Raw genomic sequence first — 26,954 nt, 5'->3', positions numbered from 1 at the left:
CGGCCGGGGCCGGAAGTCGTCCGTCGTGTCCGGTTCAGCGGCGCGCGCGACGGCTGAGCCGGACCATGTCGATCTCCTCGCCGAGGTCGGTGATGGCGTGTACGACGAGACGCGAGTCGGTGCCGCCGGAACCGGGGACCACGGAGCAGCGCAGGTAGGCGTAGCCGAGGTAGCGGGTCCGCGACCAGGTGACGGTCTCGGCCTGCTTCTGGTCGTCGGGGCCGGCCAGGAAGCTCGTGACCGGCGCCTGCCCGGTCTCGCGGCCCCGGACGCTGTCGGTCTCGCCGGGCTGCCAGCGGTAGCGGGGCCGTCCGCCGGAGCCGACGCAGACGTAGGTGGTGCCGTCGGTCTCCGGGTGGACGGTGGAGCGGTCCGGCGCCGGGCGGGTGGGGCGGCCGTCGCGGATGGGGTCGGTGCGCTCGTACTGGTGGTTGTGGCCCTGCACGCACAGGTCGACCCGGTAGCGGTCGCACAGCGGCGCCAGCGCCCGCCGCACCCCGGCGTCGGAGGCGTGCGAGCCCGAGGTGGCGAACGCGCAGTGGTGGAAGAACAGCACGATCCACTCGATGTCCGGGTCGGCGCGCCAGCCGGCCAGGGTCCGCTCCAGCCAGGTCAGCTGGGTCCCGCCGGAGTAGCCGGCGTTGGTCGGGATCTCGGTGGAGAGGTCGTTGGCGTCCACGCTGACGACCCCGACGGTGCCGTGGGTGAACGCGTACACCGAGGGGCAGCCGCGGGGGCCGGTACCGGGCAGTGCGAGCCGGGCGGCGTGACCGGCGTAGCCGTGCGCGGGCCCGTCGGCCCGGTTCAGGTCGTAGAGCGCCTCCATGTCGTGGTTGCCGGTGGCGAACATCCACGGGGTCGACGCGGCCGAGCGTTCGATCGCGGCGAAGTAGGTGCTCCAGACGGTGGGGTCGAAGCTGTCGTGGGCCTCGTCGTCCTGCGGGGCGCCGTGGCGGACGGGCCTGCCGGCGCCGGAGGGGTCGGCGTAGCAGATGTCGCCGGCGAGCAGGTGGAACGCGGGCGCCTCCGCGGCGACGAGCGCGGTCAGCGCCTCCGCGGGCGCCGGGCTGCGGTGGGTGTCGTCGGGCTTGTAGTGGTTCGGCTCCCCACCGGTGCTCACGCCCTGGTCGGCGAAGGCGGTGAAGGTGAACCGGTGCCGGGTGCCGCGGGGCGCGGCCGTGCGGAAGGTGCTGGTGGCGGTGGTCGTCGTGGTGCCGCCGGGGCCCTCGATGCGGAACCGGTAGACGTAGCGGCTGCCGGGGGTGAGGCCGTCGGCGCGGGCGTGGGCGAACCACTGGCGGGTGCCGCGGATGCTGCCGTCGACCTGCGGGACGAGGCTCTCCAGCGGCCGGACCTGCACCGGGAGGGTGAGCCCGAACCCGGAGTCGGTGCCGACGTCGACGACCAGCCGGCCGGGCGGCGGGGCCGCGGTCAGCTCCCCGGAGAACGACATCGAGCGGGCCGGGTCGGGCCCGTAGGCCAGGTGCCGTCCGACGACGGTGACCGGCGCGGGTGCGGCGGCCGCGGCCACCCCGCGCGCCCAGGGCGACCCGGACGCCGCGAGCGTCGCCAGGACGCCGGCGCCGCCGCGCAGCGCGGTGCGCCGGCTGACGGGGTGGCGTCGCAGGAACGCGGCGAGCCAGTCCTGCTGGTCGGCGATCGTCATGTCGACGGCGAGTGCCCGCGGGACACCGACGCCGGGGGTCTCTCCGGTGGGGTTGACGCTCACACCCGGTGACGGTGCCGGGCCGCGGCTTCCGGTCGGCGTTGCACGGCGGAACGGAGGGTGAACGCCCGGCGTCACCCGGGGGTCGCGCGCCGTTGGTGCGGGGTTCATCCCGCGGTGCCCGGTTCGCCGGTGCCGGTGCCGGTGCCGGTGCCGGTGCCGGTGCCGGTGCCGCAACGGTGCCGGTGCCGGTGCCGCAACGGTGCCGGACGGCGGGCGTGGCGGGGCGCACCCGCCGCCCGGCGACGCGGCCGCGGCGATCTGCGTAGTTTCGATGACGTGCACGTGCTCCCCCGGACCCGGTGGGTCCGTACCCCGATCGTGGCGGCGACGGTCGCCGCCCTGGTGCTGGCGTTCGCCCCGGCCGCGACGGCCGCACCCGGCGTCCCGGTCGCCGCGCCGGCGCCCGCCGCGCCGGCGCCCGCCGCGGCGGCGGCCGACGACGGCGGCGCGGTCGCCGTGACCGAGGAGAAGGTCGCCGTCCCGGCCGGGCCCGGGCAGCCGGGCACGATCGACCTGGACACCTCGCTCCACGTCCCCGCCTCGGCGACCGCGGCCTCCCCCGCGCCCGCGGTACTGGTGGCGCACGGCTTCGGCGGCAGCAAGGCCTCGGTCGACTCCGACGCCCGCGAGCTCGCCGCCCGCGGCTACGTGGTGCAGACCTGGACCGCGCGCGGTTTCGGCGCCTCCGGTGGCTCGATCGGGCTGGACGACCCCGACCGCGAGGTCGCCGACGCGTCGCGGCTGGTGGACCGCCTCGCCGCGCGCGCCGACGTGCAGCGCGACGCCGACGGCGACCCCCGCGTCGGGGTGACCGGTGGGTCCTACGGCGGCGGCCTCGCCCTGCTGCTGGCCGGGTACGACCGGCGGATCGACGCGATCGTGCCGGTGATCACCTGGAACGACCTGGGCCAGGCGCTGTTCCCGAACAACGCCGTCCCGGCCGGTGCGACGCCGCCGGGCACGCCCGCGGCCGGTGCGGGCGCCGGCGACGGGGTGTTCAAGAGCGGCTGGGCCGGGGTGTTCTTCGGCTCCGGTGGCCGGGTGCCCGCGGGCGGGGACTCCCCGGCCGGGGCCGCCGCCGGCTCCTCCGGGGGGCTCGGCGGCTCCGGCGGCGGGGGCGGGTTCGGCTCGTCCACCGGCGGTTCGTCGTCCTCCGACGGCGCGTCCGGCGCGGGCGGCGCGTCCTCCTCCGAGGGTGCCGGCCCGGGGTCGGCCACCGACTCCACCGGAGCCGGGTCCGGCGGCACCGCGGGCGCCTCCGGGCCGGACGGCGCCGGGGGCACCGCGGGACCGGGCACCTCCGCCGGCACCGCCGGTGGCACCGCGACCGGACCGGGGGGCGCCCCGGCGCCGGGCGCGGCCCCCGGCCGGACGCAGGACGCGTCGCGGCCGGCGTCGGACCCGGTCTGCGGACGCTTCGCCCGCGACGTTTGCGCCGCCTACGGCGAGGCCGCCCGCACCGGCCGCGTCTCCCCCGAGCTGACCGAGCTGCTGCGCCGCTCCTCCCCCGCGACCGTCACCGACCGGATCACCGCGCCGACGCTGCTGGTCCAGGGCGAGCAGGACACCCTGTTCGGCCTCGACCAGGCCGACGCGAACGCCCGCCAGATCGCCGCGAACGGCACCCCGGTGTCGGTGCTGTGGTTCGCCGGCGGCCACGACGGCGGCGGCCCCGACTCCGAGGTCCGCGCCCGCATCGCCGACTGGTTCGACCAGCACCTGCGCGGTCTGCCCGCCGCCGACGGGACCACCGGCGGGCTCGCCGAGGCCCCCTTCGCCTACCAGGTCCGCAGCACCGTCCGCACCCGTGGCGACACCCCCACCGGCCGGACCGTGCTGGCCGGGGCCTACCCCGGCCTGACCGCGGGCTCCGGCCCCGCCCCGACGACCGCGCTGCCCCTGGAGGGCGGCGAGCAGACCGTCGTCCACCCGCCGGGCGGGAATCCCTCGGCGCTCACGTCGCTGCCCGGGCTCGGCTCCGCGCTCGGGTCGCTGGGCTCGCTCGGCGGCCTGTCCGGCCTGACGACGCCGGGCCAGTCCGCCCGGTTCCTCACCGCACCCGTCGCCGATGCGATGCAGCCCTCCGGGGCGCCGCGGGTGACGGTGCGCGTCGCGCGGGTCGCCGGACAGCCCGCCCCGGACACCGCGGTGCTGTTCGCCTCGGTCACCACGCTCACCCCGGACGGGCGCAGCACGCTGCTGGGCAACGCCGTCGCACCGCTGCGGATCGCCGTCCCCGCCGACGGCTCCCCGGCCGAGGCGACGGTGACGCTGCCCGGCGTCGTCGCACCGGTGCAGGCCGGCAGCCGCCTGCTGGTGCAGCTGTCGACGACCGACCAGGGCTACGACTCCGGCGCCGACCCGGCCGTGTGGCGGGTCGGGCTCGCCGGGGACACCGCGCTGTCGGTGCCCCAGGTGCCCGGCCGCACCGAGTCGGCGGGGACCGTCCCGCTGTGGCCGGTGCTCGGGATCGCCGCGGTGCTGGCCGCGGCGATCCTGGTGTGGCTGGTGGCGCGGCTGCGGTCGCGCCGGACCGAGCCCTCCGACGACGACGTGCCCGACGACGCTCCGCCGCTGGTCGTCGGTGGGCTGGCGAAGACCTACCGCAACGGGTTCGCCGCGGTGTCCGACGTGTCGTTCACCGTGCCGCGGGGCGCGGTGCTCGGCCTGCTCGGCCCGAACGGCGCGGGCAAGACGACCGTCCTGCGCATGCTCATGGGCCTGATCGCGCCCACCGCCGGGACGATGACGGCGTTCGGCCGGCCCATCCGCCCGGGGGCGACGGTGCTGTCCCGGATCGGCGCGTTCGTCGAGGGCCCCGGGTTCCTGCCGCACCTGTCGGGCGCGGAGAACCTGCGGCTCTACTGGGAGGCCACCGGGCGCCCGCCGGAGCAGGCGCGGATGGAGGAGACGCTGGAGATCGCCGGGCTCGGCGACTCGGTGCACCGCCGCGTCGGCACCTACTCCCAGGGCATGCGGCAGCGCCTCGCGATCGCGCAGGCGATGCTGGGCCTGCCCGAGCTGCTCATCCTCGACGAGCCCACCAACGGGCTCGACCCGCCCCAGATCCACGCGATGCGCGAGCTGCTGCGCCGCTACGCCGCGGGCGGCCGGACCGTGCTCGTGTCCAGCCACCTGCTGTCGGAGGTGGAGCAGACCTGCTCGGAGGTCGTGGTCATGCACCGCGGCACGGTCGTCGCCGCGGGGACGGTCGCCGAGCTGATGGCGGCCGGGGGCGGCTCGTCGTTCACCGTGGACGACACCGGCCGGGCCCGGGCCGTGCTGGCCGCCCTCGACGGCGTCACCGACGTCGTCACCGGAGACCAGCCGGGCGTCGTGCACGCCGATCTCGACGGCACCGCCCGCGCCGACGCCGTCGCCGCGCTGGTGTCCGGCGGGGTCGCGGTCAGCGCGGCCGGGCCGCGCGGGCGGCTGGAGGACGCGTTCCTGGAACTGGTGGGCCCCGAGGGGCGCGACGTCGGAGGTACCTCGTGAGTGACGACCGTCAGCTCTCGACCCGCCGCGGGCACGTCGGCGACCTCGTGACCGGCCGGGCCGCGCCGCCCGCCGTCCCGGGCCGGACCATGCCGCTGCGCACCGAGCTGGTCCGCCAGCTCCAGCGCCGTCGCACCCAGGTCGCGTTCGCGCTGGTGGTGGCGATGCCGATCATCCTGTGGGCGGCGTTCTCCCTCGGCGACGACGAGCCCGGAGCCCGTGGCCCGAGCCTGGTCGACCTGGCGTCGGGCAGCGCCGCGAACTTCGCGGTGTTCACGCTGTTCGCCTCGGCGAGCTTCCTGCTGGTGGTGCTGGTCGCGCTGTTCTTCGGCGACACGGTGGCCTCGGAGGCGTCGTGGTCGTCGCTGCGCTACCTGCTGGCCGTCCCGGTACCGCGGGCGCGGCTGCTGCGGCAGAAGGCCGTCGTCGCGGGGGTGCTGTCGGTGGCGGCGCTGCTGCTGCTCCCGGTCGCGTCGCTGGTGGTGGGGGCGATCGCCTACGGCACCGGGGACCTGGTCTCGCCGATCGGGGAGTCGCTGCCGTTCTGGAGCGCGGCCGGGCGGGTGATGCTCGGCGCGCTGTACGTGACCGTGCAGCTGAGCTGGGTGGCCGGGCTGGCGCTGCTGCTGTCGGTGAGCACCGACGCCCCGCTGGGCGCGGTCGGCGGCGCGGTGATGGCCTCGATCGTCTCCCAGATCATCGACCAGATCGAGGACCTGGGGATCATCCGGGACTTCCTCCCCACCCACTACGGCGACGCCTGGTCGGCGCTGCTCGCGACCGACGTCGACTGGTCGGACATGACCTACGGGACGTTCTCCGCGGTCTGCTACGCCACCGCATTCCTGGGGCTCGCGGCGTGGCGGTTCCGCACCAAGGACATCACCAGCTGACCGTGGTGCCGGGCCGGCCGCGCGGCCCGGCACCCGGTGGGCCCTCAGACCATGACCACCCCGCCGTCGATCATGACGGCCTGGCCGGTCATGTAGTCGGAGTCCGGGCCGGCGAGGTAGGAGACGAAGGCGGCGACGTCGTCGGCGGTCTGCACCCGGCCCAGCGGGATGGCGGCCGCGTACTGCGTGAGCGTCTCGCCCTTCCCCGCGCCGCTGCGGGCGCCCATCTGCTCGTCGATCAGGTCCCACATGTCGGTGCCGACGATCCCCGGGCAGTACGCGTTCACGGTGATCCGGTGCGGCGCCAGCTCCTTGGCCGCGGCCTGGGTGAGGGCACGGACGGCGAACTTGGTCGCCGAGTAGTGCCCGAGGAGGTCGAAGCCCTGGTGCCCGGCGATCGACGCGGCGCTGACGATCTTGCCGCCGGTCCCCCGGTCGATCATCACGCGGGCGGCGGCCTGCAGGCAGTAGACGACGCCGAACACGTTGACGTCGAAGATGGTGCGCAGGTCGTCGGGTGTCACCTCGAGCAGGGGCTTGACCTGGGCGATACCGGCGTTCGCGACCATCACGTCCAGACCGCCGAGCTCCTCGGCGACCTGGCCGACCATCGCGGTGACCGCGTCGGGGTCGGTGACGTCGGCCGGGTAGGCCACCGCGGTCCCGCCCGCCGAGCGGATCTCCTCGGCGACGGCGGTGGCGCCGTGGGCGTCCCGGTCGTTGACGGCGACGGCGTGCCCGTCGCGAGCCAGGCGCAGGGCGATGCCCCGCCCGATCCCGCGTCCGGCTCCGGTGACCACGGCGACACCCATGTGGGCCTCCCAGTTCGCTCGCGCGGGCCGCCGGGGGCGGCGTCCCTGCCGCGGCGGGACGTTCCCGCGACCCCAGTCCAGCCGGTGACGCGGGTCACGGACAGCGTTGCAGGCGGGTTGCAGCGGCGGAGGCGTGGCGGCGTCCCGTCGAGATGCGGCAGCCCGGTCGCGGTGCGGTGCTCGGCGGTGACCGGGCCGCTCAGTCGCGGCGCAGGGCGGCCACGCCCGGCGCGGTCGACTCGCGCACGACCCGGCTGCCCGCCAGCCCGGCCAGGTCCAGCTCGACCTCGGGGGCGATCCGGTAGGGGCGGGCCAGCAGGATCCCGCCCAGATTCCGGCGCAGCCGCGACATCTCGGCGCGGACGGTGACCAGGTGCGCCCGGTCGCCGTAGAGCCCCTGGGACAACGTGGCCGCGTCCAGCCCGCTCGCCCCGGCCCGGGCGAGCAGCACCAGGACCTCGGCGTGCCGGGTCGACAGCGCGTGCACCCAGCGGGTCGTGCCCTCGATCACGGCCTGCGGCGGACGGCCGTCCAGGTCCAGGCGCAGCCGCATCCGCCTGCTCCCGCCGGCCGCCGGGCGCAGCAGCCAGCCGCCGGGCACCGGCTCGGGCAGGCACGGCCCCAGCCCGTGCACGGCGATCAGACGCTCCGGCACCGGCGCGGCGACCCGCTCGACACCGGGCAGCCCGGACGCGGCGGCGACCCAGCCGTGGTCGTCGACGACCAGGCCCGGCCCGGTGTCGCCGGCGAGCATCGGGGCGCCGATGGTGCGCAGCGCGTCGAGCCGGGCCTCGTGTCGCTGCCACAGCCCGGCCTCGGCGAGCCGCACCGCGGTGTCGACGAGCGCGACGGTCGTCGGGTGGATCGTCTCGGCGGGCCCGGACAGGTCGACCACGCCGAGCAGCTCACCGCTGCGCGGGTCGTGCACGGGGGCCGCGGTGCAGGTCCAGCCGTGGTGGCTGCGCACGAAGTGCTCGGCGGAGAAGATCTGCACCGGCCCGCCCTCGGCGAGCGCGGTCCCGATCGCGTTGGTGCCGACCGACTGCTCGGACCACTCCGCGCCCTCGGTGAACCCGAGCGCGTCGGCGCGGCGGCGGACGGCGGTCGAGCCCTCCCGCCACAGCAGGACCCCGTCGGCGTCGCAGACGACCATCACGTGCCGCGCGTCCTCGGCGACCGAGGTCAGCGCGGCACGCAGCGCGGGCAGCACCGGGACCAGCGGCGACGTCGCGCGTCGCTGCTCGACGACGGCGGCGTCCAGCGGGCCGGGCGGCTCGCCGGCGTCGGGGTTCACGCCCTGGGCCCGTACCCGGTCCCAGGAGCGGGTGACCAGCCGGCGTCCGCGGGCCGTGTCGTCGGGGCGGGCGTCGCCGGACAGCACCGCGTCGTGCAGCCGGGACAGCATCCGGGCATGCCGACCGAGGTCGGTCCCCGGGCGGACGGCGCACACGCCTGCCCGGCTCCGGTCGTCGTCGACTGGCTCCACCGGCACCTCCGGCTCACACAGTAGGCGGATGTCCGTGACCCGCGCCATAGTCGAGGGCCGGTCGTGCCCGGGGCCGGCCCCGTCGGAGGGTCAGGAGCCGACGTGCAGCCGTCCGGGTCGCGGGGCCTGCGGACCGCCGGGACGGCCCGGGCCCCGGGTGACGTACCAGCAGCCCAGTCCGAGGGTCAGCGCCGCGGGGATGACGTAACTGGCCCCGAGCAACTGCTCCCAGAGGCTCCACTTCATCTCGACGCCCCACACGTTGGGCATCCAGCGGAACGGCGCGATGTAGAAGATCGCGGCGATCACCGCGCCGACCGCGGCCCACCCGGCGCCGCGGTACCGCAGGGCGTGCGCACCGATCCCGATCAGCGCGGGCACGACCCACACCCAGTGGTGCGACCAGGCGGTCGGGGTCGCCATCAGCACGACGGCGGCCGTCGCCGACATCGCGATCACCGGCTCGGTGCGCCGGATGATCGGCACGGCCAGCGCCAGCAGGACGCCGACGATGCCCAGCCACAGGATGTGGAACCAGGGGTCGGGGACCTCCTGGCGGGCGAGCACGGCCTGCACGGTCTCGTTGGAGAAGAACGTCGAGCCGCTCACCCCGGCGGCCGGGCCGCCGACGAACCAGTACCGCACCGAGGAGTCGAGGTCGACGACGAACCCGAGGCCGGTGGCGAGGATGCCGGTGACGACGGCGACGCCCGCCGCCTTCCAGTCCCGCCGCACCAGGAAGTACAGGACGAACCCGCCCGGGGTCAGCTTGATCGCCGCGGCCAGGCCGAGCAGGAGCCCGCGCGGCCACCAGGTCCGCGGGGCGAGCAGGTCGACCAGCACGAGCAGCATCAGCACGAGGTTGATCTGGCCGAAGGCGAAGGTCTGCGCGACCGGCTCCATGAGCAGCACCGCGGCCAGGACCGGCACGCCCAGCACGAGCGGGGCCCGCCGCCCGCCCGCGGGCCACGCGACGCGGATCGTGAGCGCGATGCAGACCGCCAGCGACAGCACCGAGGCGACGAACTGCGCGGTGAACGCCACGACGTAGGGCACGACGGCCAGCGGGACCATCGTGATCGCCGCGAACGTGGGGTAGATGAACGGCAGCACCGGCCCGTGCAGCGGCGGCGGGAGCGTGCCGTACATGTCGCCGCCGGCCAGCCAGACCTGCACGCCGATCCGGTACACGTCGAGGTCGAGTGCGTAGTCGCGCAGCCGGAACCAGGACCAGTACAGCGCCGCGGCCAGCAGCGGCACCGTGACCACCAGCGTCCACGGGGTGAGCGCCGCCGTCCGCATCCGTCCGACGAGGACCGCGGCGCCCCCGCCGGGTGCGGCGGGCACGTCCGGATCGGGCGGGGTGCGGGTGACGGTCACGCGGGCTCCTCCGTGTGCGGCCGGGCCGGACGGGTACGGGCCGCGCGACGGGCGGCGCCCGGCGGCCGCTTGGGGACGACGGTGGACCACGGTAGCGGGGACGACCCCGCGCCCCGCCGCGGGACCCGCCTACGACACCCCGGCCGCGTCCATCCCCCGCAGCTCCTTCTTGAGGTCGGCGATCTCGTCGCGGAGCCGGGCCGCCAGCTCGAACTGGAGATCCCGTGCGGCGGTGAGCATCTGGTCGTTCATCTGCTGGATGAGGTCGGCCAGCTCGGCACGCGGCATCCCCGCCGTGTCCTTCGACGCCACCCCGGAGCTGCCGCCCGGGGCCGGGGCGCGCCCCTTCTCCCCCGCGGCCCGTTTGCCGCGCGAGGCGTTGCGGCCCGACCCGCCGACCGGGACGGCCTCGGTGTCCTCGGCCTCGCGGTAGACCTGGTCGAGGATGTCGGCGATCTTCTTGCGCAGGGGCTGCGGGTCGATGCCGCGCTCGGTGTTGTAGGCGACCTGCTTGGCGCGGCGCCGGTCGGTCTCGTCGATCGCGTACCGCATCGAGTCGGTGATCCGGTCGGCGTACATGTGCACCTGGCCGGAGACGTTGCGCGCCGCGCGGCCGATGGTCTGGATCAGCGAGGTGCCGGACCGGAGGAAGCCCTCCTTGTCCGCGTCGAGGATCGCCACCAGCGACACCTCGGGCAGGTCGAGGCCCTCGCGGAGCAGGTTGATGCCGACCAGCACGTCGTACTCGCCGGACCGCAGCTGGCGCAGCAGCTCCACCCGGCGCAGGGTGTCGACCTCGGAGTGCAGGTACCGGACCTTGATCCCGAGCTCGAGCAGGTAGTCGGTGAGGTCCTCGGCCATCTTCTTGGTCAGCGTGGTGACCAGGACCCGCTCGTCCTTGCCGGTCCGGTCCCGGATCTCGGCGACCAGGTCGTCGATCTGGCCCTTGGTCGGCTTCACGACGACCTCGGGGTCGACCAGGCCGGTGGGGCGGATGACCTGCTCGACGAACTCGCCGCCGGTGCGGTTGAGCTCGTAGGGGCCCGGGGTCGCGGACAGGTAGACGGTCTGGCCGATCCGGTCGGCGAACTCCTCCCAGGTGAGCGGCCGGTTGTCGACCGCGGAGGGGAGGCGGAAACCGTACTCGACGAGGTTGCGCTTGCGGGACATGTCGCCCTCGTACATGCCGCCGATCTGCGGGACCGTGTTGTGCGACTCGTCGATCACCAGCAGGAAGTCGTCCGGGAAGTAGTCGATCAGGGTGGCCGGCGCGGTGCCGGCGCCGCGGCCGTCGATGTGGCGCGAGTAGTTCTCGATGCCCGAGCAGAACCCGACCTGGCGGATCATCTCGATGTCGTACTGGGTCCGCATCCGCAGCCGCTGGGCCTCCAGCAGCTTGCCCTGGTTCTCCAGCTGCGCGAGGCGCTCCTCCAGCTCCGCCTCGATGGCGCGCACGGCGCGCTCCATCGCCTCCGGGCCCGCGACGTAGTGCGTCGCCGGGAAGACCTTGATCTCGTCGACCTGCTCGACCTCCTCCCCCGTCAGCGGGTTGAGGTAGTAGAGCGCCTCGATCTCGTCGCCGAAGAACTCGATCCGCAGCGCCAGCTCCTGGTACGCGGGGATGATCTCGACGGTGTCACCGCGGACCCGGAACGTGCCCCGGGTGAAGGACATGTCGTTGCGGGTGTACTGCACGTCGACCAGCAGCCGCAGCAGCCGGTCGCGCTCGACCTCCTCGCCGACCCGCAGCGAGACGGACCGGTCGAGGTAGGACTGCGGGGTGCCGAGGCCGTAGATGCACGACACCGAGGCGACCACGACGACGTCCCGCCGGGACAACAGGTTCATCGTCGCCGAGTGCCGCAGCCGCTCGACGTCGTCGTTGATCGAGCTGTCCTTCTCGATGTAGGTGTCGGTCTGCGCGATGTAGGCCTCGGGCTGGTAGTAGTCGTAGTACGAGACGAAGTACTCGACCGCGTTGTTCGGGAGCATCTCCCGCAGCTCGTTCGCCAGCTGCGCGGCCAGGGTCTTGTTCGGTGCCATCACCAGCGTCGGGCGCTGCTGCTGCTCGATCAGCCACGCGGTGGTGGCCGACTTGCCGGTACCGGTGGCGCCCAGCAGGACGACGTCCTCCTCGCCGGCGCGCAGCCGCCGGTCCAGCTCGGCGATCGCGGTCGGCTGGTCACCGGCGGGGACGTGCTCGCTGACCACGCGGAACGGGGCCGTGCTGCGCTCGACCGCGCCCACGGGGCGGTGCTCGGAGTGCGCGCGCGGGGTGTCCGTCGGGGTGGTGCCCGCGTCCGGGTGCGCAGCGTCCTCCCGGGCACGGGAGTCCGCCGCGCTGCCCGGGACCTCGGTCGCGAATGCCATGACACCAGGGTACGAGCGACCCCCGACACTTTCCCGCCGTGCGTCCCCGCCGGGACCGCCGGACCGGCAGGATGGGCGACCGTGCACCCGCCCAAGACGCAGACCTTCGACCCCGAGCGGGGCGTCCAGGTCGACACCAAGGGGACCCACCGCGAGATCGCCACGCTGCGCGAGGAGACCTGGGGGCTGTACCTGTCCCGGCCCGTCGTGGCCCGGCCGAACGCCTGGTGGATCGAGACCTGGGTACTCCCGGAGCTGGGCGTGTGCCTGTCGGACTGGCGGTGGCGGCCGGGGCACGAACGCGACCAGGACGTGTACGTCGACGTCGCCGCGATCACCCGCGAGGGCAGGCGGCTGCACATGACCGACCTCTACCTGGACCTCGTGGTGCGCCGCGGCCGCGGGACCGACGTCATCGACGTCGACGAGTTCGTCGCCGCCGTGGCGCAGGGGCTGGTCGGCACCGACCTGGCCGAGTACGCCCTGGAGCGGTCGCACGCGGTGCTCGACGGGCTGGTCCGCCACGACCACGACCACGTGGCCTGGCTGGCGTCCCTGGGGATCGACCTGGGGCCGCGGGACCGGCCGGAGGACGCCTCGCACTGACCCTCGGCACCGACCGGCGTCGGCGGCCGGGCCGCGCGACGCGGCGGGACGACCGACCGGCCCCGGCGGGGCCGGTCCGGGTGGGTCAGAGCGCGGAGGACTGCGCCGGGCCGAGGCCGACGGCGCTGGTCGAGGTCTCCGGCGTCGTGGTCCCGGTGGTGGTCGTCGGGTCGGGCGACGTGGTGGTCGGCGCGGCCGAGTTGGTCGTCGTCGGGGCCGGGTCGGTGGTCGTCGGGGCCGGGGCGGTGGTCGTCGGCTCCGGGGTGCCCTCGTCGGTCGGCTTCGGCGTCGAGGTCGGCGGCGTCGTCGTCGGCGTCGGCCTCGGCGTCGTGGGCCTGGGCGTCGTCGGCCGCGGCGTCGTGGGCTCGGGCGAGCCCTCGTCGGTCGGTCGCGGCGGGGTCGTGTGCGGCGGCGGGGCCGGCGGACCGTCACCGGTGGGCGGCGGCGGGACCACGGGTGCCGCGGGGGTTCCGGGCGCGGGGGCCGGACCGGGCGCGGGGGCGGCGGGCGAGCCGCCACCACCGGACAGCGCGCCGCCCCGGGTCGCCGCGACGGTCGGGTCGAACGCGGGCGGGAGGCTGCCCTCACCGGTGGCCGCACCACCCGCGTCACCGGCCTCGACCGGCTCCGGGGTCGGGCCGCTCGCCTGCGGTGCGGCGATGGCGAAGGGCGGCCCGACGAAACTCCCGTCGGGCGCGGCCGCGGTCGCGACGGCGGTGATCCCGCCCAGCGACCCGACGGTGAGCACCGCCGCGGCCGCGGCCGAGGTGGCCCGGCGCGCGCCGGCGGCGCGGGAGATCACGTCGTCGACGGCCGGCAGCGGCACCGCCGCGGCCAGGACGTCGTCGAGCCGGTGGAACTCCCGGTCGATGTCGGCGAACCCGTTCATACCCGTCCCCCCTCGATGACGGGTGGGTACCCGCCACGCAGGTCGTGCTGCGGCGCCCCGTCACCCGTCGGCGGTCCCCCGACCGCGCCGGCCGCCGGTCCGATGATCTCCTCCAGCACCTCGGCCATGCCCTCGGTCACGACCTCGCGACCGCGGACCAGCCGGCGCCGCACCTCGTGCTCGGTGACCCGCTCCAGCTCGGCGACCGCGCCGGTCGACAGGCCGGCCATGTGGTGCAGCACCACGGCCCGGCGGTCGACGGGTGCGAGCCGCCCGAGCGCCTCCAGGAGCGCCCCGGTGCGCGGGTCGGTCTCCTCCGGCGACGGCCTGCGACGGCGGCGCAGGATCCGCCCCCGCATCGACGCGCGGATCGCGACCCGCCGGACCCAGCCGACGGCCGCGTCCTCGTGGTCCGGGCCCGCCGGCTCGGCGCGCAGCGCGGCCCAGCGTCGCCAGGCCCGCGAGTAGGCGTCCTGCACCGCGTCGTGCGCGTCGTGCGGGTTGAGCGTGATCGCGTAGAGCTGCGCGACCAGACGCGGGTAGTGCGTCTCGAGGTGTGCCCCGAAGTCCGCACGGAGCTCACCGTGCGGGAGCGTACGGTGCTGCTGGACGACGGCGCCGCTGATCGGCGGGGCCTCGTACTCGGCGTCGGTCCACGCGTCGTGGTCGATCGCGCCCGGCTCGCCCCGCCCCGCCCCGCCGCCGGACTCCTCCGTGTGGGGGAACGCGGGCGCGCGCTCGGGCTCGGCGAACTCGCCGTCCGCCCCGAAACGCTGGGCCACTGTGCTCAACCCCGTGTCCTCTCGTCGCCGTCACCGGACTCTCCGGGCCGGTGCCGATCACCCCGGTGACCGGCCCGGTCGACGGGTACCCGCAGGTACCGCGGCCGATCCGGGCAGGAGCACCCTCTGCCCCGCCTGATCGACCAACGAGCGTGTGGCGTTACAGAAACGGGTCCGGCGCGACCCGATCGTCACGTTCCGCGTGACCTGCGTCCCGACATGCTCAGCCGTTCGGGTCGGATCGCCACTCCGCCGTGCACGCACGGTAGTGACGCGGGTCCGCGTCGTCGGCGTACCGTTCCGCCGCCGCACGCTTGTGCGCGGCGTAGCCCGCACGGGCGGTCGCGTCGGCGCGCAGCCGGTCCCGCAGCTCGACCGCGTGCCGCCAGGCGGGCGATCCGTGCACCCGCACGGCCACCACCGCGGCCCGCCCCGGGTCGGCCGAGCGGTGCACCCGCACCGTGCCCGTGCTCCCCTCCGGCGCGGTGCCCTCGCTCCCCTCCGGCGCGGTGCCCTCGCTCGCCTCCGGTGCGGCGGCGTCGACCGGGAACCCGGCCGCGACCAGGGCGTCGGTGACCGCGCCGGCGTCGGCGGGCGACTCCACCGCGAGCTGCAGGTCGAGCACGTCGCGGGCCGGGAGCCCCGGGACGGCGGTCGACCCGATGTGGTCCACCCCGCGGCCGTGGCCGCCCGCGGCGACCGCGACCCGCTCGGCGAGCCGGCGGGCCTGGACCGCCCAGTCCGGGTCGTGCTCGACGAGCCGGGGCGGCCCGTCCGGGGCCGGGCGGCCCGTACGCAGGTTCTCCTCGAACCCGGCGAGCCGTCCGTCCCACAGCGCGTCCACCCGGCGACGGGTGTCGTCCGGGTCCCCCGAGTTGTCCAGCCAGACGTCGGCGACGGCGCGGCGCTGCTCGTCGGTGGCCTGGGCGGCGATCCGGGCCCGGGCGTCCTGCTCGCTCATCCCGCGCGCGGACACCAGCCTCCGTGCCCGCTCCTCGGCGTCCACCCCGACCACGACGACCAGCGGGAACGCCGGGGCCATGCCGCCCTCGACGAGCAGCGGGATGTCCTGCACGACGACCGCGTCCGCCGGGGCGGCGGCGACGAGCTCGTCGGACCGGGCCCGCACCAGCGGGTGCACGATGCCGTCCAGGGTGCGCCGGGCCCCGGCGTCGGAGAAGACGACGGCGGCGAGGGCGGGCCGGTCGAGGCGGCCGTCGGCATCGAGGACCTCCCGGCCGAACGCTCCGACGATCGCCGCCAGACCCTCGGTGCCCGGCTCGACGACCTCGCGGGCGATCACGTCGGAGTCGACCAGCACCGCCCCGCGTTCGACCAGCCGCGTCGCGACCGTCGACTTGCCCGCACCGATTCCGCCGGTCAGCCCTGTCCGCAGCACGTGATCACCGTAGCGGGCCGCGCCGGGTCGCCCCGGGCACGCTCAGGTGGTGCCGCGTGCGCTGCCCGCGGCGCCGGTGCCGGCCTGCGGGGCGGGCGCCGCCGGCGGGGCGGCGGGCGTCGGCCGCGCGGACGGCGGCTGGGTCGGCGTCAGCGCCGGGATGATGCGCTGCGCCAGGTCGGGCAGGGTCTCGGCCGCGGACCGGGTCTGCCCGGGGGCGGCCACCGGCAGGATGAACGTCAGCGTGTCGACGCCGTAGACCAGGGCGAGGGTGGCCTCGTCCGGCCGCTCGACGAGGACTCCGGGGACCGAGCCAACGGTGATGTCGCGCGATGCGGTGGCCGAGCCGCGCTCGGCGTTGGTGTTGAGCTGCCACTGCCGGGTCGCGGAGGCGGTGTCGCCGTAGCGGCCGATGTTGAGCTGGAACAGCACCGGGCCGGAGTTGCGCACCCCGCCGAAGGCCTGGGCCTGGCCGCCCGCGCGGTAGGTGCAGGCGGTGCGCTCGGTGCGGTTGACCGACGCCTCGGGGACGCCGCGGACCGACTGGACCGACACCGACCCCAGGACCTGCCCGAACAGCGCTCCGGCCTGCTCGGGATCCATCAGCTGCACGCAGTCGGTGGGCAGCGCGATCGGGATCGGTTCCCGCCCGGCCTGGGCGGCGCCGGACTGCTCGGCCGGGAACGTCGGGACCGCGATCCCGGTGTCCCCGGACGCCGTGCCGCATCCGGCGAGGACCGCGGTGAGCAGGACGCCCGCGAGCGCGGACCGCCCGCGACGCCAGGACGTGCGGTCGTGGGACAGGGACTCGCCGGAACGCGTCCGGCGGACGGTACGGCCGGCCATGCACCCCAATCTAGGCCGACCCGGAGATCGAGTCCGGACCGGTGCGCGCGCCGTGACCAACCGCAGCCGAACCGTGATCTGCACCTGGCGTGTCCGCTCTGACACGCCGAGCGACGTGAACGGGCGGCCACCGGGCCCCGTAGGGCGCCCGGGGAACGGGCCGGGCCCCGGTGACCGTGGCGGTCACCGGGGCCCGGTGTGGTGCTGTCGCCGGTCCACGGGGGACCGGCAGGGGGCTGTCAGGCCCCGCCGGAGAGCTTCTCGCGCAGTGCGGCGAGCTGCTCGTCGCTGGCGAGCGAGCCACCCGACTCGGCCTGGCCACCGCCACCGCCGGTCGAACGGTCGTCGTCACCGCCGGAGGAGTAGTTCGCCGGGGCGATGTCGTTGCCGCCCTCCGCCTCGGCCTCGGCGGCCTTGCGGATCTGCGCCATGTGCTGGTCGTAGCGGGCCTGCGCCTCGGCGTACTGCTTCTCCCAGGCCGCGCGGGCCTCGTCGAAGCCTTCCTTCCAGTCGCCGGAGTCGACGTCGAAGCCCTCGGGGTAGATGTAGTTCCCCTGGTCGTCGTACTCGGCGGCCATGCCGTAGCGGGTCGGGTCGAACTCGGTGTCGACCGTCATGCCCTCGTTGGCCTGCTTCAGCGACAGCGAGATGCGCCGGCGGTCGAGGTCGATGTCGATGACCTTGACCATCGCGTCGTCGCCGACCTGGACGACCTGCTCCGGGATCTCGACGTGGCGCTCGGCCAGCTCGGAGATGTGCACCAGGCCCTCGATGCCCTCCTCGACGCGGACGAACGCGCCGAACGGGACGAGCTTGGTGACCTTGCCCGGCACGATCTGGCCGATCGCGTGGGTCCGGGCGTACAGGCGCCACGGGTCCTCCTGGGTCGCCTTCAGCGACAGGGAGACGCGCTCGCGGTCCAGGTCGACGTCGAGGACCTCGACGGTGACCTCCTGGCCGACCTCGACGACCTCGCTCGGGTGGTCGATGTGCTTCCAGGACAGCTCGGAGACGTGCACCAGGCCGTCGACACCACCGAGGTCGACGAACGCACCGAAGTTGACCACCGAGGACACGACGCCCTTGCGGACCTGGCCGCGCTGCAGCTGGTTGAGGAACTCGCTGCGCACCTCGGACTGGGTCTGCTCGAGCCAGGCGCGGCGGGACAGGACCACGTTGTTGCGGTTCTTGTCCAGCTCGATGATCTTGGCCTCGATCTTGCGGCCGACGTAGGGCTGCAGGTCGCGCACGCGGCGCATCTCGACCAGCGAGGCCGGGAGGAAGCCGCGGAGCCCGATGTCCAGGATCAGGCCGCCCTTGACGACCTCGATGACGGTGCCCTCGACCGGCTCGTCGGCCTCCTTGAGGGCCTCGATCGTGCCCCAGGCGCGCTCGTACTGCGCGCGCTTCTTGGACAGGATCAGCCGGCCCTCCTTGTCCTCCTTCTGGAGGACGAGGGCCTCGACGAACTCGCCGACCTCGACGACCTCGGCGGGGTCGACGTCGTGCTTGATCGACAGCTCGCGCGAGGGGATGACGCCCTCGGTCTTGTAGCCGATGTCGAGCAGAACCTCGTCACGGTCGACCTTGACGATGGTGCCCTCGACGATGTCGCCATCGTTGAAGTACTTGATCGTCTGGTCGATGGCGGCGAGGAAGTCCTCCTCCGACCCGATGTCGTTGATAGCGACCTGCGGCGTGGTCGGGGCGGCGGTGGTGTCGGTGGACATGTAGTGAGGTGCTCCGATGGATTTCTCTGGCATGGTCGGCCCGGTCGGCTCTGCTGCAGCAGTGCGCCCCGGTTCTGGTACGTGTAGCTGTGACGTTGTAACAGTCACCCTCTGGCGTCGATTCCCGTGGTCGGGAACATCGGTGCACGGACGTCCGCGAGACCGGCGCTGGAGTGGCGCCGCGCGGTCGGCCGACACGTTGACCACGGTGCGGGAAGAATGCTACGCGGCCCGCGAACCCCCCGGCAATGCGGGTCCGCCATCCGCGGGAACGCACGCGCTTGCGACGATCGGGTGGTCATGAGCAGCCGCGACGAGTACTTCTCCGCCGAGTACGCCGTGGGCACCACGGGTGTCGCCCGGCGCCGCGTCGGCAGCGCCGAGTCCGAGGCGGCCGGGCGCCGCTGGTGGGACGCCGACGCCGACGACTACCTGGCCGAGCACGGCGCCGACATCGGCGACGAGGCGTTCGTCTGGTGCCCGGAGAACCTGCACGAGGACGAGGCGGGGCTGCTCGGCCCACCCGCCGACCTCGTCGGGAAGCGGGTGCTGGAGGTGGGCGCCGGCTCCGCCCCGTGCAGCCGGTGGCTGGCCCGCCGCGGGGCGCACCCGGTCGCGCTCGACGTCTCCGGCGGGATGCTGCGCCACGCGGCCCGGCTGAACACCGCTCTCGGGCTGCCGGTGCCGCTCGTGCAGGCCGGCGCCGAGCACCTGCCGTTCGCCGACGCCACGTTCGACCACGCCTGCTCGGCGTTCGGGGCGATCCCCTTCGTCGCCGACCCGGGGCGGGTCATGCGGGAGGTGCACCGGGTGCTGCGCCCCGGCGGGCGCTGGGTGTTCGCGGTGAACCACCCGATGCGCTGGGTGTTCCCCGACGACCCCGGCGAGCAGGGGCTCACCGTCGTCCAGTCCTACTTCGACCGGACCCCGTACCTGGAGGTCGACGGCGACGGCCGGGCCACCTACGTCGAGCACCACCGCACGCTCGGCGACCGGGTGCGCGACGTCGTCGCCGCCGGACTGGTGCTCGACGACCTGGTCGAGCCGGAGTGGCCGGAGGGCCACGAGCGGGTGTGGGGACAGTGGTCGCCGCTGCGCGGCGCGCTGTTCCCCGGAACCGCCATCCTCGTGACCCACCGGCCCGGCTGAGCCGTCAGACCTCGAGGACCGCGCCGGTCTCGAGGTCGTAGCGGGCGCCGATGATCGTGAGGTGGTCGTTGCAGACCGCCCCCGACAGCGACGGGTCGGACGTCAGCTGCGCGACCACCCGGCGGACGTTGGCGTCGACCGCGCCGGCCACGGCGCCCTCGCCCTCCCCCTCGCACACCGGGACGATGTCGCCGACCAGCGCACCCAGCGTCGACGGCGCCGGCGCGGGCTGTCCGGCGGCGACCGACACGGCCGCCTTCACCGCGCCGCACTGGGAGTGGCCGAGCACCACCAGCAGCGGGATGCCCAGCGCCCCGGCGCCGAAGGCCAGCGTGCCGAGCACGGCGTCGTCGACGACCTGGCCCGCGGTCCGGACGACGAACAGGTCCCCCAGGCCCAGGTCGAACACCAGCTCGGCGGGCACCCGGGAGTCCGAGCAGGACAGGATCATCGCGGCCGGGGTCTGCCCCGCCACGGCGGCGGCACGCTCCTCGGCGGACCGGCGCGGGTCCTCGCGCTCGTCGCGCTGCCAGCGGCCGTTGCCCTCCAGCATCATCTGCCACGCCTGGGCGGCGGTCGGCCTGCTGTCGTTCGCCATAGGGTCTCCCTCGGTCGGCTTCTCACCGACCAAGATCGGCGAACGGGTCCGCACGGGCAAGCATGCACGCCGCCGCACCCCTCCCGTGTGACGAGACCCGCACGGCCGACGCTCCGGAGCGTCCCAGGCCGCTCCGGCCGGCCGGTGTCCAGGTCACGGCGGGCCCGTGTCGGCGGCCGGCGCGGCCCGCGGCGGACACGAACGGTGTGCACCACGCGGCACGACGTCGTCCCGGGCCGCGGCGCGTCGTAGGGTCGGCGGGTGCCGATCACCCCCGACCAGCTGCCGGAGCCGAACTCCGAGCACGCCGACGAGCAGCTCACCGACCGGATGGGCATCGAGATCCTCAAGGCCGACCTCGACGAGGTCGTCGGCCGGATGCCGGTCGCGGGCAACCGCCAGCCCTACGGGCTGCTGCACGGCGGCGCCAGCGGTGTCCTCGCCGAGACCCTGGGGTCCGTCCTGTCCGCGATGCACGCGCTGCCCGAGCGGCTCCCGGTCGGGCTGGAGCTGGCCTGCACCCACCACCGGTCCGCCACGTCGGGCTGGGTCACGGGGACCGCGCGGCCGATCCACGTCGGGCGGTCGACCTCGACCTCCGAGATCGTCCTCGTCGACGACGACGGCCGCCGCGTCTGCACCGCGAAGCTGACCTGCCTGCACCGCGACACACAACCGCCGGTGACCTGACACTCGCCCTGCGGCACCGTCGCGTTACGTCTCGGCTACGTCCTTGTCCGAGACGTCCGTACCAGTTCCCCCCTCGGCTACGTTCGCCCCACCACCCATCCGGGTGTCGCACAGAGTCGTGTCGGACGACCCACGAGGACGAACGTTGTCACCACCCCCGATCCCGCGCCGACCGCGCCCCGGCCGGGCGGTCACCCCGCCCCCCGGCGCCCCCCGGCCCTCCCCCATCACCGCCACCGCCCGGTGGCTGGTGGGTCTGCTCATCGCCCTGCTGGGCGCGCTCGCCCTGTCCGGGACGGCCGCCGCCGCGACCGCCCCAACCGGAGCCGCAGCCATCCCGGCCGCCACCGTCGTCCCGTCCCAGCAGCAGGACGGGATCGACGTCGGCGGCACGCTGCGGGACCAGGACGGCGGGCCGCTGCCGAACGTGCGCATCACCGCCGAGCGCGACGGCGCGCCGGTCGGTGAGGCCCGTTCCGGGGCGAACGGCCGCTGGACCCTCTCGGTCCCCGGTCCCGGCTCCTACCTGTTCCGGCTCGACGAGGCCTCGCTGCCGCCCGGCACCCAGGTCCTCCAGGGCGAGACCACCCGCGAGGTGACCGCCGGGTCGCTCAACACCGTGGTGTTCCGCTTCGGCGAGGAGGTCTCCGGCGCCGCCACCGGCGGGTTCGCCACGTTCCTGCGCCTGCTCGTCGACGGCATCCGGTTCGGCCTGGTCATCGGCATCTCGGCGGTCGGCCTGTCGCTGATCTTCGGCACCACCGGCCTGACGAACTTCGCGCACGGCGAGATGGTCACCATCGGCGCCGTCATCGCCTGGTTCATCAACGTCGGCGGCGGCGTCCAGCTGATCCCCGCGACGATCGTCGCGATGCTCATCGGCGCCCTGCTGGGCGCCGCGAACGAGCTCGGCGTCTGGCGGCGGCTGCGCCGGCGGGGCGCCGGGCTGATCGCCCAGCTCGTCGTCTCGATCGGCCTGTCGATCGCGCTGCGCTACCTCGTGCTGATCATATTCGGTGGCCGGTCGGAGTCCTTCGCCGACTACACCGGGCAGACCGTCCGGAACTACGGCCCGGTCGCGCTGACCGACAAGGACCTGTCGGCCATCGTGATCGCGGTCGTCGTCCTCGTCGCGGTCGCACTGCTGCTCCAGAAGACCCGGATCGGCAAGGCCATGCGCGCGGTGTCCGACAACCGGGACCTCGCCGCGTCGTCGGGCATCGACGTCGACCGCGTGGTGCTGTTCGTCTGGATGCTGGGCGGCGCGCTGGCCACCCTCGGCGGCGTGCTGTTCGCGCTGTCGGAGCTGTCCTCGACCGTCCAGTACGAGATGGGCTTCCGCCTGCTGCTGCTGATGTTCGCCGGCGTCATCCTCGGCGGCCTCGGCACCGCCTACGGCGCACTGCTCGGCTGCCTGATCGTCGGCATCCTCGTGCAGCTGTCGACGCTGGTGCTGCCGCTGGACCTCAAGTACCTGGGCGGGCTGGCCGTGCTGATCGTGATCCTCGTGTTCCGGCCGCAGGGCCTGCTCGGGTCCCGGGCACGGATCGGCTGAGGGGGCGGACATGATCGACTTCGGACAGCTCCTCACGGTCGGGCTCTCGCAGCTGATCGGCCCCTCCGCCATCTTCTTCGCGCTGCTGGCGCTCGGCCTCAACATCCACTTCGGCTACACCGGGCTGCTCAACTTCGGCCAGATCGGCTTCGCGCTGGTCGGCGCCTACGGGATGGGCATCTCGGTCGCGAACTACGGCGCCCCGCTCTGGCTCGGCGTGATCATCGGTATGGCCTGCGGCGTCGCGCTCGCCCTGGTGCTCGGCATCCCGACACTGCGGCTGCGCGCGGACTACCTGGCGATCGTCACGATCGCGGCGTCGGAGATCCTGCGCCTGGTCACCCGGTCGACCTCGCAGACCGGGTTCACCGGCGGCACCCAGGGCCTCACCGGGTTCGCCGACTCCTTCGCCCGCGCCAACCCGTTCGGCACCGGCACCTACGACTTCGGGGTGCTGTCGCTGCGCGGGCCGGACCTCTGGTCGATCCTCGTCGGCTGGACGGTCGTCGGGCTGTGCGTGCTGCTCACCTGGCTGCTCGTGCGCAGCCCGTGGGGCCGCGTGCTCAAGGCGATCCGGGAGGACGAGGACGCAGCCCGCGCGCTGGGCAAGAACGTCTTCGCCTACAAGATGCAGGCGCTCGCCCTCGGCGGGGTGTTCGGTGCGCTGGGCGGCATCGTGTTCGCCCTGGCGACCCAGTCGCTGACGCCGGACTTCTACTCGCCGCCGCAGACCTTCTTCGCCTACGCCGCGCTCATCCTGGGCGGCGCGGGACGGGTCTTCGGCCCGGTGGTCGGCGCGATGGCGTTCTGGTTCCTCCTCTCGGTCGCCGACGCGTTCCTGCGCCAGGCGACGGCCGGGGAGTCGCCGCTGCTGCCGTTCATCTCCTCCCAGGACGTCGGCGCGATCCGCTTCGTGCTCGTCGGCCTGTTCCTGGGGCTCATGATGGTGTTCCGACCACAGGGCATCTTCGGACGCCGCAGGGAGGTGCTGGGCGATGGCCGCTGAGGACACGACCCCCGACCCGACCGTGACCGACCCGGCCCGCACGCTGACCGGCGTCGCCCCGGAGCCGGGCGTCGCCAAGCCGGACCCGGTGCTCACCGTGGACGGCGTGACCCGCACGTTCGGCGGCCTGAAGGCCGTGGACGTCGCCCACCTGGAGTTCCAGCGCGGCGCCATCACCGGCCTCATCGGCCCCAACGGCGCCGGGAAGACGACCCTGTTCAACCTGCTGACCGGGTTCGACCGGGCCGACACGGGCTCCTGGATCTACGAGGGCAGCCCGCTGCAGAAGCTGCCGCCGCACCGGGTGGCCCGCAAGGGCGTCGTCCGCACGTTCCAGCTCACCAAGGCCCTCGCGGGCATGACGGTGCTGGAGAACATGAAGCTCGGCGCGGTCGGGCAGCGCGGCGAGAGCTTCCTCGGCGCGCTGTTCACCGGCTGGGGCGCGCAGGAACGGCGGATCACCGAGCAGGCCCGCGAGCTGCTGGCCCGCTTCAAGCTCGACACCAAGGCCGAGGACCTGGCCGGGTCGCTGTCCGGCGGGCAGCGCAAGCTGCTCGAGATGGCGCGGGCCCTGATGATGGACCCGAAGGTCGTCATGCTCGACGAGCCGATGGCCGGGGTGAACCCGGCGCTCACCCAGAGCCTGCTGGGGCACGTGAAGTCGCTGCGCGACGAGGGCATGAGCGTCGTGTTCGTCGAGCACGACATGGACGTCATCCGGGACATCTCCGACTGGGTCGTCGTCATGGCCCAGGGGCAGGTGATCGCGGAGGGGCCGCCCTCGGCGCTGTCGTCGAACCAGGCCGTCGTCGACGCCTACCTCGGTTCGCACCACGACCAGGTCCTCGAGTTCGACGAGCACGGCAACCCGGCCGGGCAGACCGCGGAGATCGTTGCCGAGATGGAGGCCGCCGAGAGCGAGGGCGCCCTCGCCGACGACGGCACCGGTCCGGCCCGCCCGGACCAGGAGGGGAAGCGCACATGAGCGAGCAGGCACCCGGCGCCGACCGGGTCATGACACCGGAGCAGGCCGCCACCCCGGAGGTCCACCGCGAGCTCGCCGAGGGCGCCGTGCTGCGGGTCGACACCCTCGTCGCCGGGTACGTGCCGGGCGTCGACATCCTGACCGGCAGCGACTTCTTCCTCCGCGACGGCGAGATCGTCGGCATCATCGGGCCCAACGGCGCCGGCAAGTCGACGCTGCTCAAGGCCATGTTCGGGCTGATCCCCGTGCGCAGCGGCACGGTCCGGCTGCGCGACGCCGAGATCACCGGGGCCAAGGCGCACGCCCTGGTCACCAAGGGGCTCGGCTACGTCCCGCAGCGGGACAACGTGTTCCCCTCGCTCTCGATCGAGGAGAACATGCAGATGGGCGTGTTCCTCCGGCCGAAGACGTTCGCGGCCCGCTTCGACGTCGTCGCGGACCTGTTCCCGATGCTGGGGCAGCGCCGGAAGATCAAGGCGGGGTCGCTGTCCGGCGGCGAGCGCCAGATGGTCGCGATGGGGCGGGCCCTGATGATGGAACCGTCGGTACTGCTGCTCGACGAACCGTCGGCGGGCCTGTCCCCGATGCTCCAGGACGAGGTGTTCGTCCGCTGCAAGCGCATCAACGCGGCCGGGGTCTCGGTCATCATGGTGGAGCAGAACGCGCGTCGCTGCCTGCAGATCTGCGACCGCGGCTACGTGCTCGACCAGGGCCGCGCGGCCTACACGGCGGGCGGCCGCGACCTGCTGACCGACCCGAAGGTCATCGAGCTGTACCTGGGGACGCTGGCCGGGAGCAGCGAGAAGAAGTGACCTGACGCGCCGGTCCCGCGACGGCCCCCGCCCCACCCACGGGGCGGGGGCCGTCGTGTTCCTGCCGCCGATCCTCCGGGACCACGACGAGGGGGCGGGCCGTGGCGGCCCGCCCCCTCGTCGTGGTGCGTGTGGTGCGGTGTGTCAGCCCTGGGCGCCGACCCGGACGTAGGTGGTCGCCGCCTCGTCGATCTGGTTCTGGCCGTTGAAGGTCTGGACCCCGTACGACCCGGAGCCCGGCTCACCGGCGTCGGTGAAGTCGAGCGTGCCGGTGGCGCCGTCGTAGTCGACGTCACCGCCCCGGTCGAGGATCGCCTTGCAGCCGGCGAAGTCGGTGCACTTCTCGCCGTCCTTGGTGATCCCGTTGATCTGGGTCGCGATGTCCGCACCGTTGGTCGACTTCGCGGCCTCGGCGGCCAGCGCCGAGATCACGACGGCGTCGTAGGACTCCGCCGCGTAGTTGAAGTCGGTCAGGCTCGGGTCCTGCGCGGTGAGCCGCTGCCGGAAGTCACCCGACAGCTCGGTGAGCGGCAGGGTGCCCTTCATCCCGTTCAGCAGGCCCGCGGGCAGTCCCTCGCCCAGAGCGTTGCCCATGTTGCCGTCGGTGCCGTACACGGCCTTCTGGGCCGGTCCGATCTGCACCTCGCTCATGCGCGACAGGATCCGCTTGGACTCGTCGAAGCCGATGACCGCGACGGAGTCCGGGTTGAACTGGGCGACCTGGTCGATCTCCGGGTTGAAGGACGCCGCGTTCGGGTCGTAGATGATCTTGGTGATCTGGTCCTGCGGGATGCCGGCGGAGACCAGGTTGCGCTCGGCGCTGTCCGCCAGGCCCGAGCCGTACGGGTCGTTGCGGGCGAGCAGCGCCACCCGCTGGCCGCCGTCGGAGGTGATCAGCTGCGCGAGCGCCTGACCCTGCAGGACATCCGGCGGCGCGGTCCGGAAGTACAGGCCGCGGTCCTGCCAGCAGGTGAACTCGTCGGAGGTGTTGGCCGGCGAGAACTGGACGACACCCGCGCCGGTGATCTTGTCGATCACCAGCTTGGAGACGCCCGACGCGGCCGCACCGACGATGACCTGGGTGGCGGCGCTGAGCTGCCGGTCGACGGTCTGGTTCGCGATGTCGGTGGTGTCGTCGCCCGAGTCACCGCGCAGGTGCTGGACCGGGTTGCCGAGGACTCCCCCGGCGCCGTTGATCTCCTCGACCGCGACGTCGACACCCGCGAACTCGGGCGGGCCGAGGAACGCCAGGCTGCCGGTCTCCGGCAGCAGGGAGCCGATCTTCAGGGGCGCGGTGCTGGGGTTGCCGCTGGCCTGTGCCTGCGGCGGGGTGCATGCCTGCCCCGCGGCGGCGGGCTCCTCCGAGCCACCGGTGGCCCCGCCGGAGCCGGTGTCCCCGCCACCGCCACATCCGGCCAGTACCAGCGACGCCGCCCCGGCGAGGGCGGCGAGTCGCCACGTCGTTCGCGTCATTCGAGTCCCCTTCGGTTCTCCGCCCACCCGAAGCAGCGCGGGAGGATGGCGGAAAAGTAGTACGCCCGAACCAGGAAATGGGACCTCATCACCACTCGTGACAGGAATGTGATCCGGCGACACCACCGTGACACAAGTGAAGCTTCCTCGGTGCCCGGACGGCCACATTCGGTCACCTGAACCGTGTCACGACGCATCGGAACGGGATTCGCGACCCGCCCGGCACACCACGGGCCGGTGGACCGCCTGCGACGATGCGCCGCGATCCG

21 protein-coding genes are annotated in these 26,954 nt (G+C 74.4%); 9 read left to right on the top strand and 12 right to left on the bottom strand.

Going from position 1 to position 26,954, the window contains the following annotated elements:
• Positions 1 to 34 precede the first annotated feature (34 nt).
• Positions 35 to 1,729, bottom strand: a complete 1,695-nt coding sequence (locus tag WHI96_RS11325; protein WP_345654501.1) for a metallophosphoesterase — start codon at positions 1,727 to 1,729, stop codon at positions 35 to 37.
• Positions 1,730 to 2,005: 276 nt separating this feature from the next.
• On the opposite strand from WHI96_RS11325, the gene WHI96_RS11320 reads away from it, so the two are divergent.
• Positions 2,006 to 5,224, top strand: a complete 3,219-nt coding sequence (locus tag WHI96_RS11320; protein ID WP_349302373.1) for an alpha/beta fold hydrolase — start codon at positions 2,006 to 2,008, stop codon at positions 5,222 to 5,224.
• Positions 5,221 to 6,117 (top strand): ABC transporter permease, encoded by an 897-nt coding sequence (locus WHI96_RS11315; protein WP_226365503.1) that lies wholly within the window; start codon positions 5,221 to 5,223, stop codon positions 6,115 to 6,117. Before WHI96_RS11320 ends, WHI96_RS11315 begins: the two co-directional genes overlap by 4 nt.
• 44 nt (positions 6,118 to 6,161) lie before the next feature.
• On the opposite strand, the gene WHI96_RS11310 is transcribed toward WHI96_RS11315, so the two are convergent.
• The 4 genes from WHI96_RS11310 to uvrB all read right to left on the bottom strand — a co-directional run bounded on the left by WHI96_RS11310 (position 6,162) and on the right by uvrB (position 12,165).
• Positions 6,162 to 6,929 (bottom strand): acetoin reductase, encoded by a 768-nt coding sequence (locus WHI96_RS11310; RefSeq protein ID WP_345652930.1) that lies wholly within the window; start codon positions 6,927 to 6,929, stop codon positions 6,162 to 6,164.
• Positions 6,930 to 7,128: 199 nt separating this feature from the next.
• A complete protein-coding gene (locus WHI96_RS11305) occupies positions 7,129 to 8,334 on the bottom strand; it encodes a GAF domain-containing protein (protein ID WP_349302372.1) in 1,206 nt (401 codons plus the stop codon).
• 171 nt (positions 8,335 to 8,505) lie between these two features.
• Complete coding sequence (locus WHI96_RS11300) at positions 8,506 to 9,795, bottom strand: glycosyltransferase 87 family protein (protein ID WP_345652934.1); 1,290 nt, start codon at positions 9,793 to 9,795, stop codon at positions 8,506 to 8,508.
• A 129-nt stretch (positions 9,796 to 9,924) separates the two neighbouring features.
• Positions 9,925 to 12,165, bottom strand: a complete 2,241-nt coding sequence (gene uvrB / locus WHI96_RS11295) for an excinuclease ABC subunit UvrB (RefSeq protein ID WP_345652937.1) — start codon at positions 12,163 to 12,165, stop codon at positions 9,925 to 9,927.
• Between the two features lie 81 nt (positions 12,166 to 12,246).
• On the opposite strand from uvrB, the gene WHI96_RS11290 reads away from it, so the two are divergent.
• Positions 12,247 to 12,771 carry a ribonuclease FAU-1 family protein gene (locus WHI96_RS11290; protein ID WP_345652940.1) on the top strand — a complete coding sequence of 175 codons (525 nt, stop codon included), beginning with the start codon at positions 12,247 to 12,249 and terminating at the stop codon, positions 12,769 to 12,771.
• Between the two features lie 85 nt (positions 12,772 to 12,856).
• Here WHI96_RS11290 and WHI96_RS11285 read toward each other — a convergent pair whose 3' ends face one another.
• From WHI96_RS11285 to rpsA, 5 genes are all read right to left on the bottom strand, one after another.
• Positions 12,857 to 13,660, bottom strand: coding sequence for a hypothetical protein (locus WHI96_RS11285; RefSeq protein ID WP_345652943.1), 804 nt, complete (start codon positions 13,658 to 13,660; stop codon positions 12,857 to 12,859).
• Positions 13,657 to 14,442 carry an RNA polymerase sigma factor gene (locus WHI96_RS11280; protein WP_345653008.1) on the bottom strand — a complete coding sequence of 262 codons (786 nt, stop codon included), beginning with the start codon at positions 14,440 to 14,442 and terminating at the stop codon, positions 13,657 to 13,659. The genes WHI96_RS11285 and WHI96_RS11280 overlap by 4 nt, the downstream gene beginning before the upstream one ends.
• Positions 14,443 to 14,665: 223 nt before the next feature.
• On the bottom strand, positions 14,666 to 15,841 hold the full coding sequence (gene coaE, locus WHI96_RS11275; protein ID WP_345652946.1) for a dephospho-CoA kinase: 1,176 nt from the start codon (positions 15,839 to 15,841) through the stop codon (positions 14,666 to 14,668).
• 42 nt (positions 15,842 to 15,883) lie between these two features.
• On the bottom strand, positions 15,884 to 16,687 hold the full coding sequence (locus WHI96_RS11270; RefSeq protein WP_345652949.1) for a hypothetical protein: 804 nt from the start codon (positions 16,685 to 16,687) through the stop codon (positions 15,884 to 15,886).
• 239 nt (positions 16,688 to 16,926) lie between these two features.
• Complete coding sequence (gene rpsA / locus WHI96_RS11265) at positions 16,927 to 18,417, bottom strand: 30S ribosomal protein S1 (protein ID WP_345652952.1); 1,491 nt, start codon at positions 18,415 to 18,417, stop codon at positions 16,927 to 16,929.
• A gap of 300 nt (positions 18,418 to 18,717) precedes the next feature.
• On the opposite strand from rpsA, the gene WHI96_RS11260 reads away from it, so the two are divergent.
• Positions 18,718 to 19,566 (top strand): class I SAM-dependent methyltransferase, encoded by an 849-nt coding sequence (locus tag WHI96_RS11260; protein WP_345652955.1) that lies wholly within the window; start codon positions 18,718 to 18,720, stop codon positions 19,564 to 19,566.
• Positions 19,567 to 19,570: 4 nt separating this feature from the next.
• On the opposite strand, the gene WHI96_RS11255 is transcribed toward WHI96_RS11260, so the two are convergent.
• Positions 19,571 to 20,164, bottom strand: a complete 594-nt coding sequence (locus WHI96_RS11255; protein ID WP_345652957.1) for a carbonic anhydrase — start codon at positions 20,162 to 20,164, stop codon at positions 19,571 to 19,573.
• A gap of 261 nt (positions 20,165 to 20,425) precedes the next feature.
• On the opposite strand from WHI96_RS11255, the gene WHI96_RS11250 reads away from it, so the two are divergent.
• From WHI96_RS11250 to WHI96_RS11230, 5 genes are all read left to right on the top strand, one after another.
• Entirely contained in the window at positions 20,426 to 20,854 is a 429-nt protein-coding gene (locus WHI96_RS11250) for a PaaI family thioesterase (protein WP_345652960.1), read from the top strand.
• A 250-nt stretch (positions 20,855 to 21,104) separates the two neighbouring features.
• On the top strand, positions 21,105 to 22,409 hold the full coding sequence (locus WHI96_RS11245) for a branched-chain amino acid ABC transporter permease (protein WP_345652963.1): 1,305 nt from the start codon (positions 21,105 to 21,107) through the stop codon (positions 22,407 to 22,409).
• Positions 22,410 to 22,419: 10 nt separating this feature from the next.
• Positions 22,420 to 23,415, top strand: a complete 996-nt coding sequence (locus WHI96_RS11240; protein WP_345652966.1) for a branched-chain amino acid ABC transporter permease — start codon at positions 22,420 to 22,422, stop codon at positions 23,413 to 23,415.
• Positions 23,405 to 24,400 carry an ABC transporter ATP-binding protein gene (locus WHI96_RS11235; protein ID WP_345652969.1) on the top strand — a complete coding sequence of 332 codons (996 nt, stop codon included), beginning with the start codon at positions 23,405 to 23,407 and terminating at the stop codon, positions 24,398 to 24,400. Before WHI96_RS11240 ends, WHI96_RS11235 begins: the two co-directional genes overlap by 11 nt.
• A complete protein-coding gene (locus tag WHI96_RS11230; protein WP_345652971.1) occupies positions 24,397 to 25,212 on the top strand; it encodes an ABC transporter ATP-binding protein in 816 nt (271 codons plus the stop codon). The genes WHI96_RS11235 and WHI96_RS11230 overlap by 4 nt, the downstream gene beginning before the upstream one ends.
• Positions 25,213 to 25,356: 144 nt before the next feature.
• Here WHI96_RS11230 and WHI96_RS11225 read toward each other — a convergent pair whose 3' ends face one another.
• The gene (locus WHI96_RS11225; protein ID WP_345652974.1) at positions 25,357 to 26,685 is read right to left on the bottom strand and encodes an ABC transporter substrate-binding protein; all 1,329 of its coding nucleotides are present in this window, start codon (positions 26,683 to 26,685) and stop codon (positions 25,357 to 25,359) included.
• Positions 26,686 to 26,954 lie beyond the last annotated feature (269 nt).

Origin of the sequence: Pseudonocardia tropica (assembly GCF_040105315.1) — a bacterium.
In the GTDB taxonomy this organism is placed as follows: domain Bacteria; phylum Actinomycetota; class Actinomycetes; order Mycobacteriales; family Pseudonocardiaceae; genus Pseudonocardia; species Pseudonocardia alni.
This window is presented reverse-complemented; position numbering and strand designations above follow the sequence as displayed.

Excerpts from the sequence above, each read along its gene's own strand:
- WHI96_RS11235 (WP_345652969.1), top strand. The coding sequence starts at position 23,405 with ATGGCCGCTGAGGACACGACCCCCGACCCGACCGTGACCGACCCGGCC.
- WHI96_RS11240 (WP_345652966.1), top strand. The coding sequence starts at position 22,420 with ATGATCGACTTCGGACAGCTCCTCACGGTCGGGCTCTCGCAGCTGATC.
- WHI96_RS11285 (WP_345652943.1), bottom strand. The coding sequence starts at position 13,660 with ATGAACGGGTTCGCCGACATCGACCGGGAGTTCCACCGGCTCGACGAC.
- WHI96_RS11230 (WP_345652971.1), top strand. The coding sequence starts at position 24,397 with ATGAGCGAGCAGGCACCCGGCGCCGACCGGGTCATGACACCGGAGCAG.
- rpsA (WP_345652952.1), bottom strand. The coding sequence starts at position 18,417 with ATGTCCACCGACACCACCGCCGCCCCGACCACGCCGCAGGTCGCTATC.
- WHI96_RS11255 (WP_345652957.1), bottom strand. The coding sequence starts at position 20,164 with ATGGCGAACGACAGCAGGCCGACCGCCGCCCAGGCGTGGCAGATGATG.
- WHI96_RS11260 (WP_345652955.1), top strand. The coding sequence starts at position 18,718 with ATGAGCAGCCGCGACGAGTACTTCTCCGCCGAGTACGCCGTGGGCACC.
- uvrB (WP_345652937.1), bottom strand. The coding sequence starts at position 12,165 with ATGGCATTCGCGACCGAGGTCCCGGGCAGCGCGGCGGACTCCCGTGCC.
- WHI96_RS11225 (WP_345652974.1), bottom strand. The coding sequence starts at position 26,685 with ATGACGCGAACGACGTGGCGACTCGCCGCCCTCGCCGGGGCGGCGTCG.
- WHI96_RS11305 (WP_349302372.1), bottom strand. The coding sequence starts at position 8,334 with ATGCTGTCCCGGCTGCACGACGCGGTGCTGTCCGGCGACGCCCGCCCC.
- WHI96_RS11310 (WP_345652930.1), bottom strand. The coding sequence starts at position 6,929 with ATGGGTGTCGCCGTGGTCACCGGAGCCGGACGCGGGATCGGGCGGGGC.
- WHI96_RS11270 (WP_345652949.1), bottom strand. The coding sequence starts at position 16,687 with ATGGCCGGCCGTACCGTCCGCCGGACGCGTTCCGGCGAGTCCCTGTCC.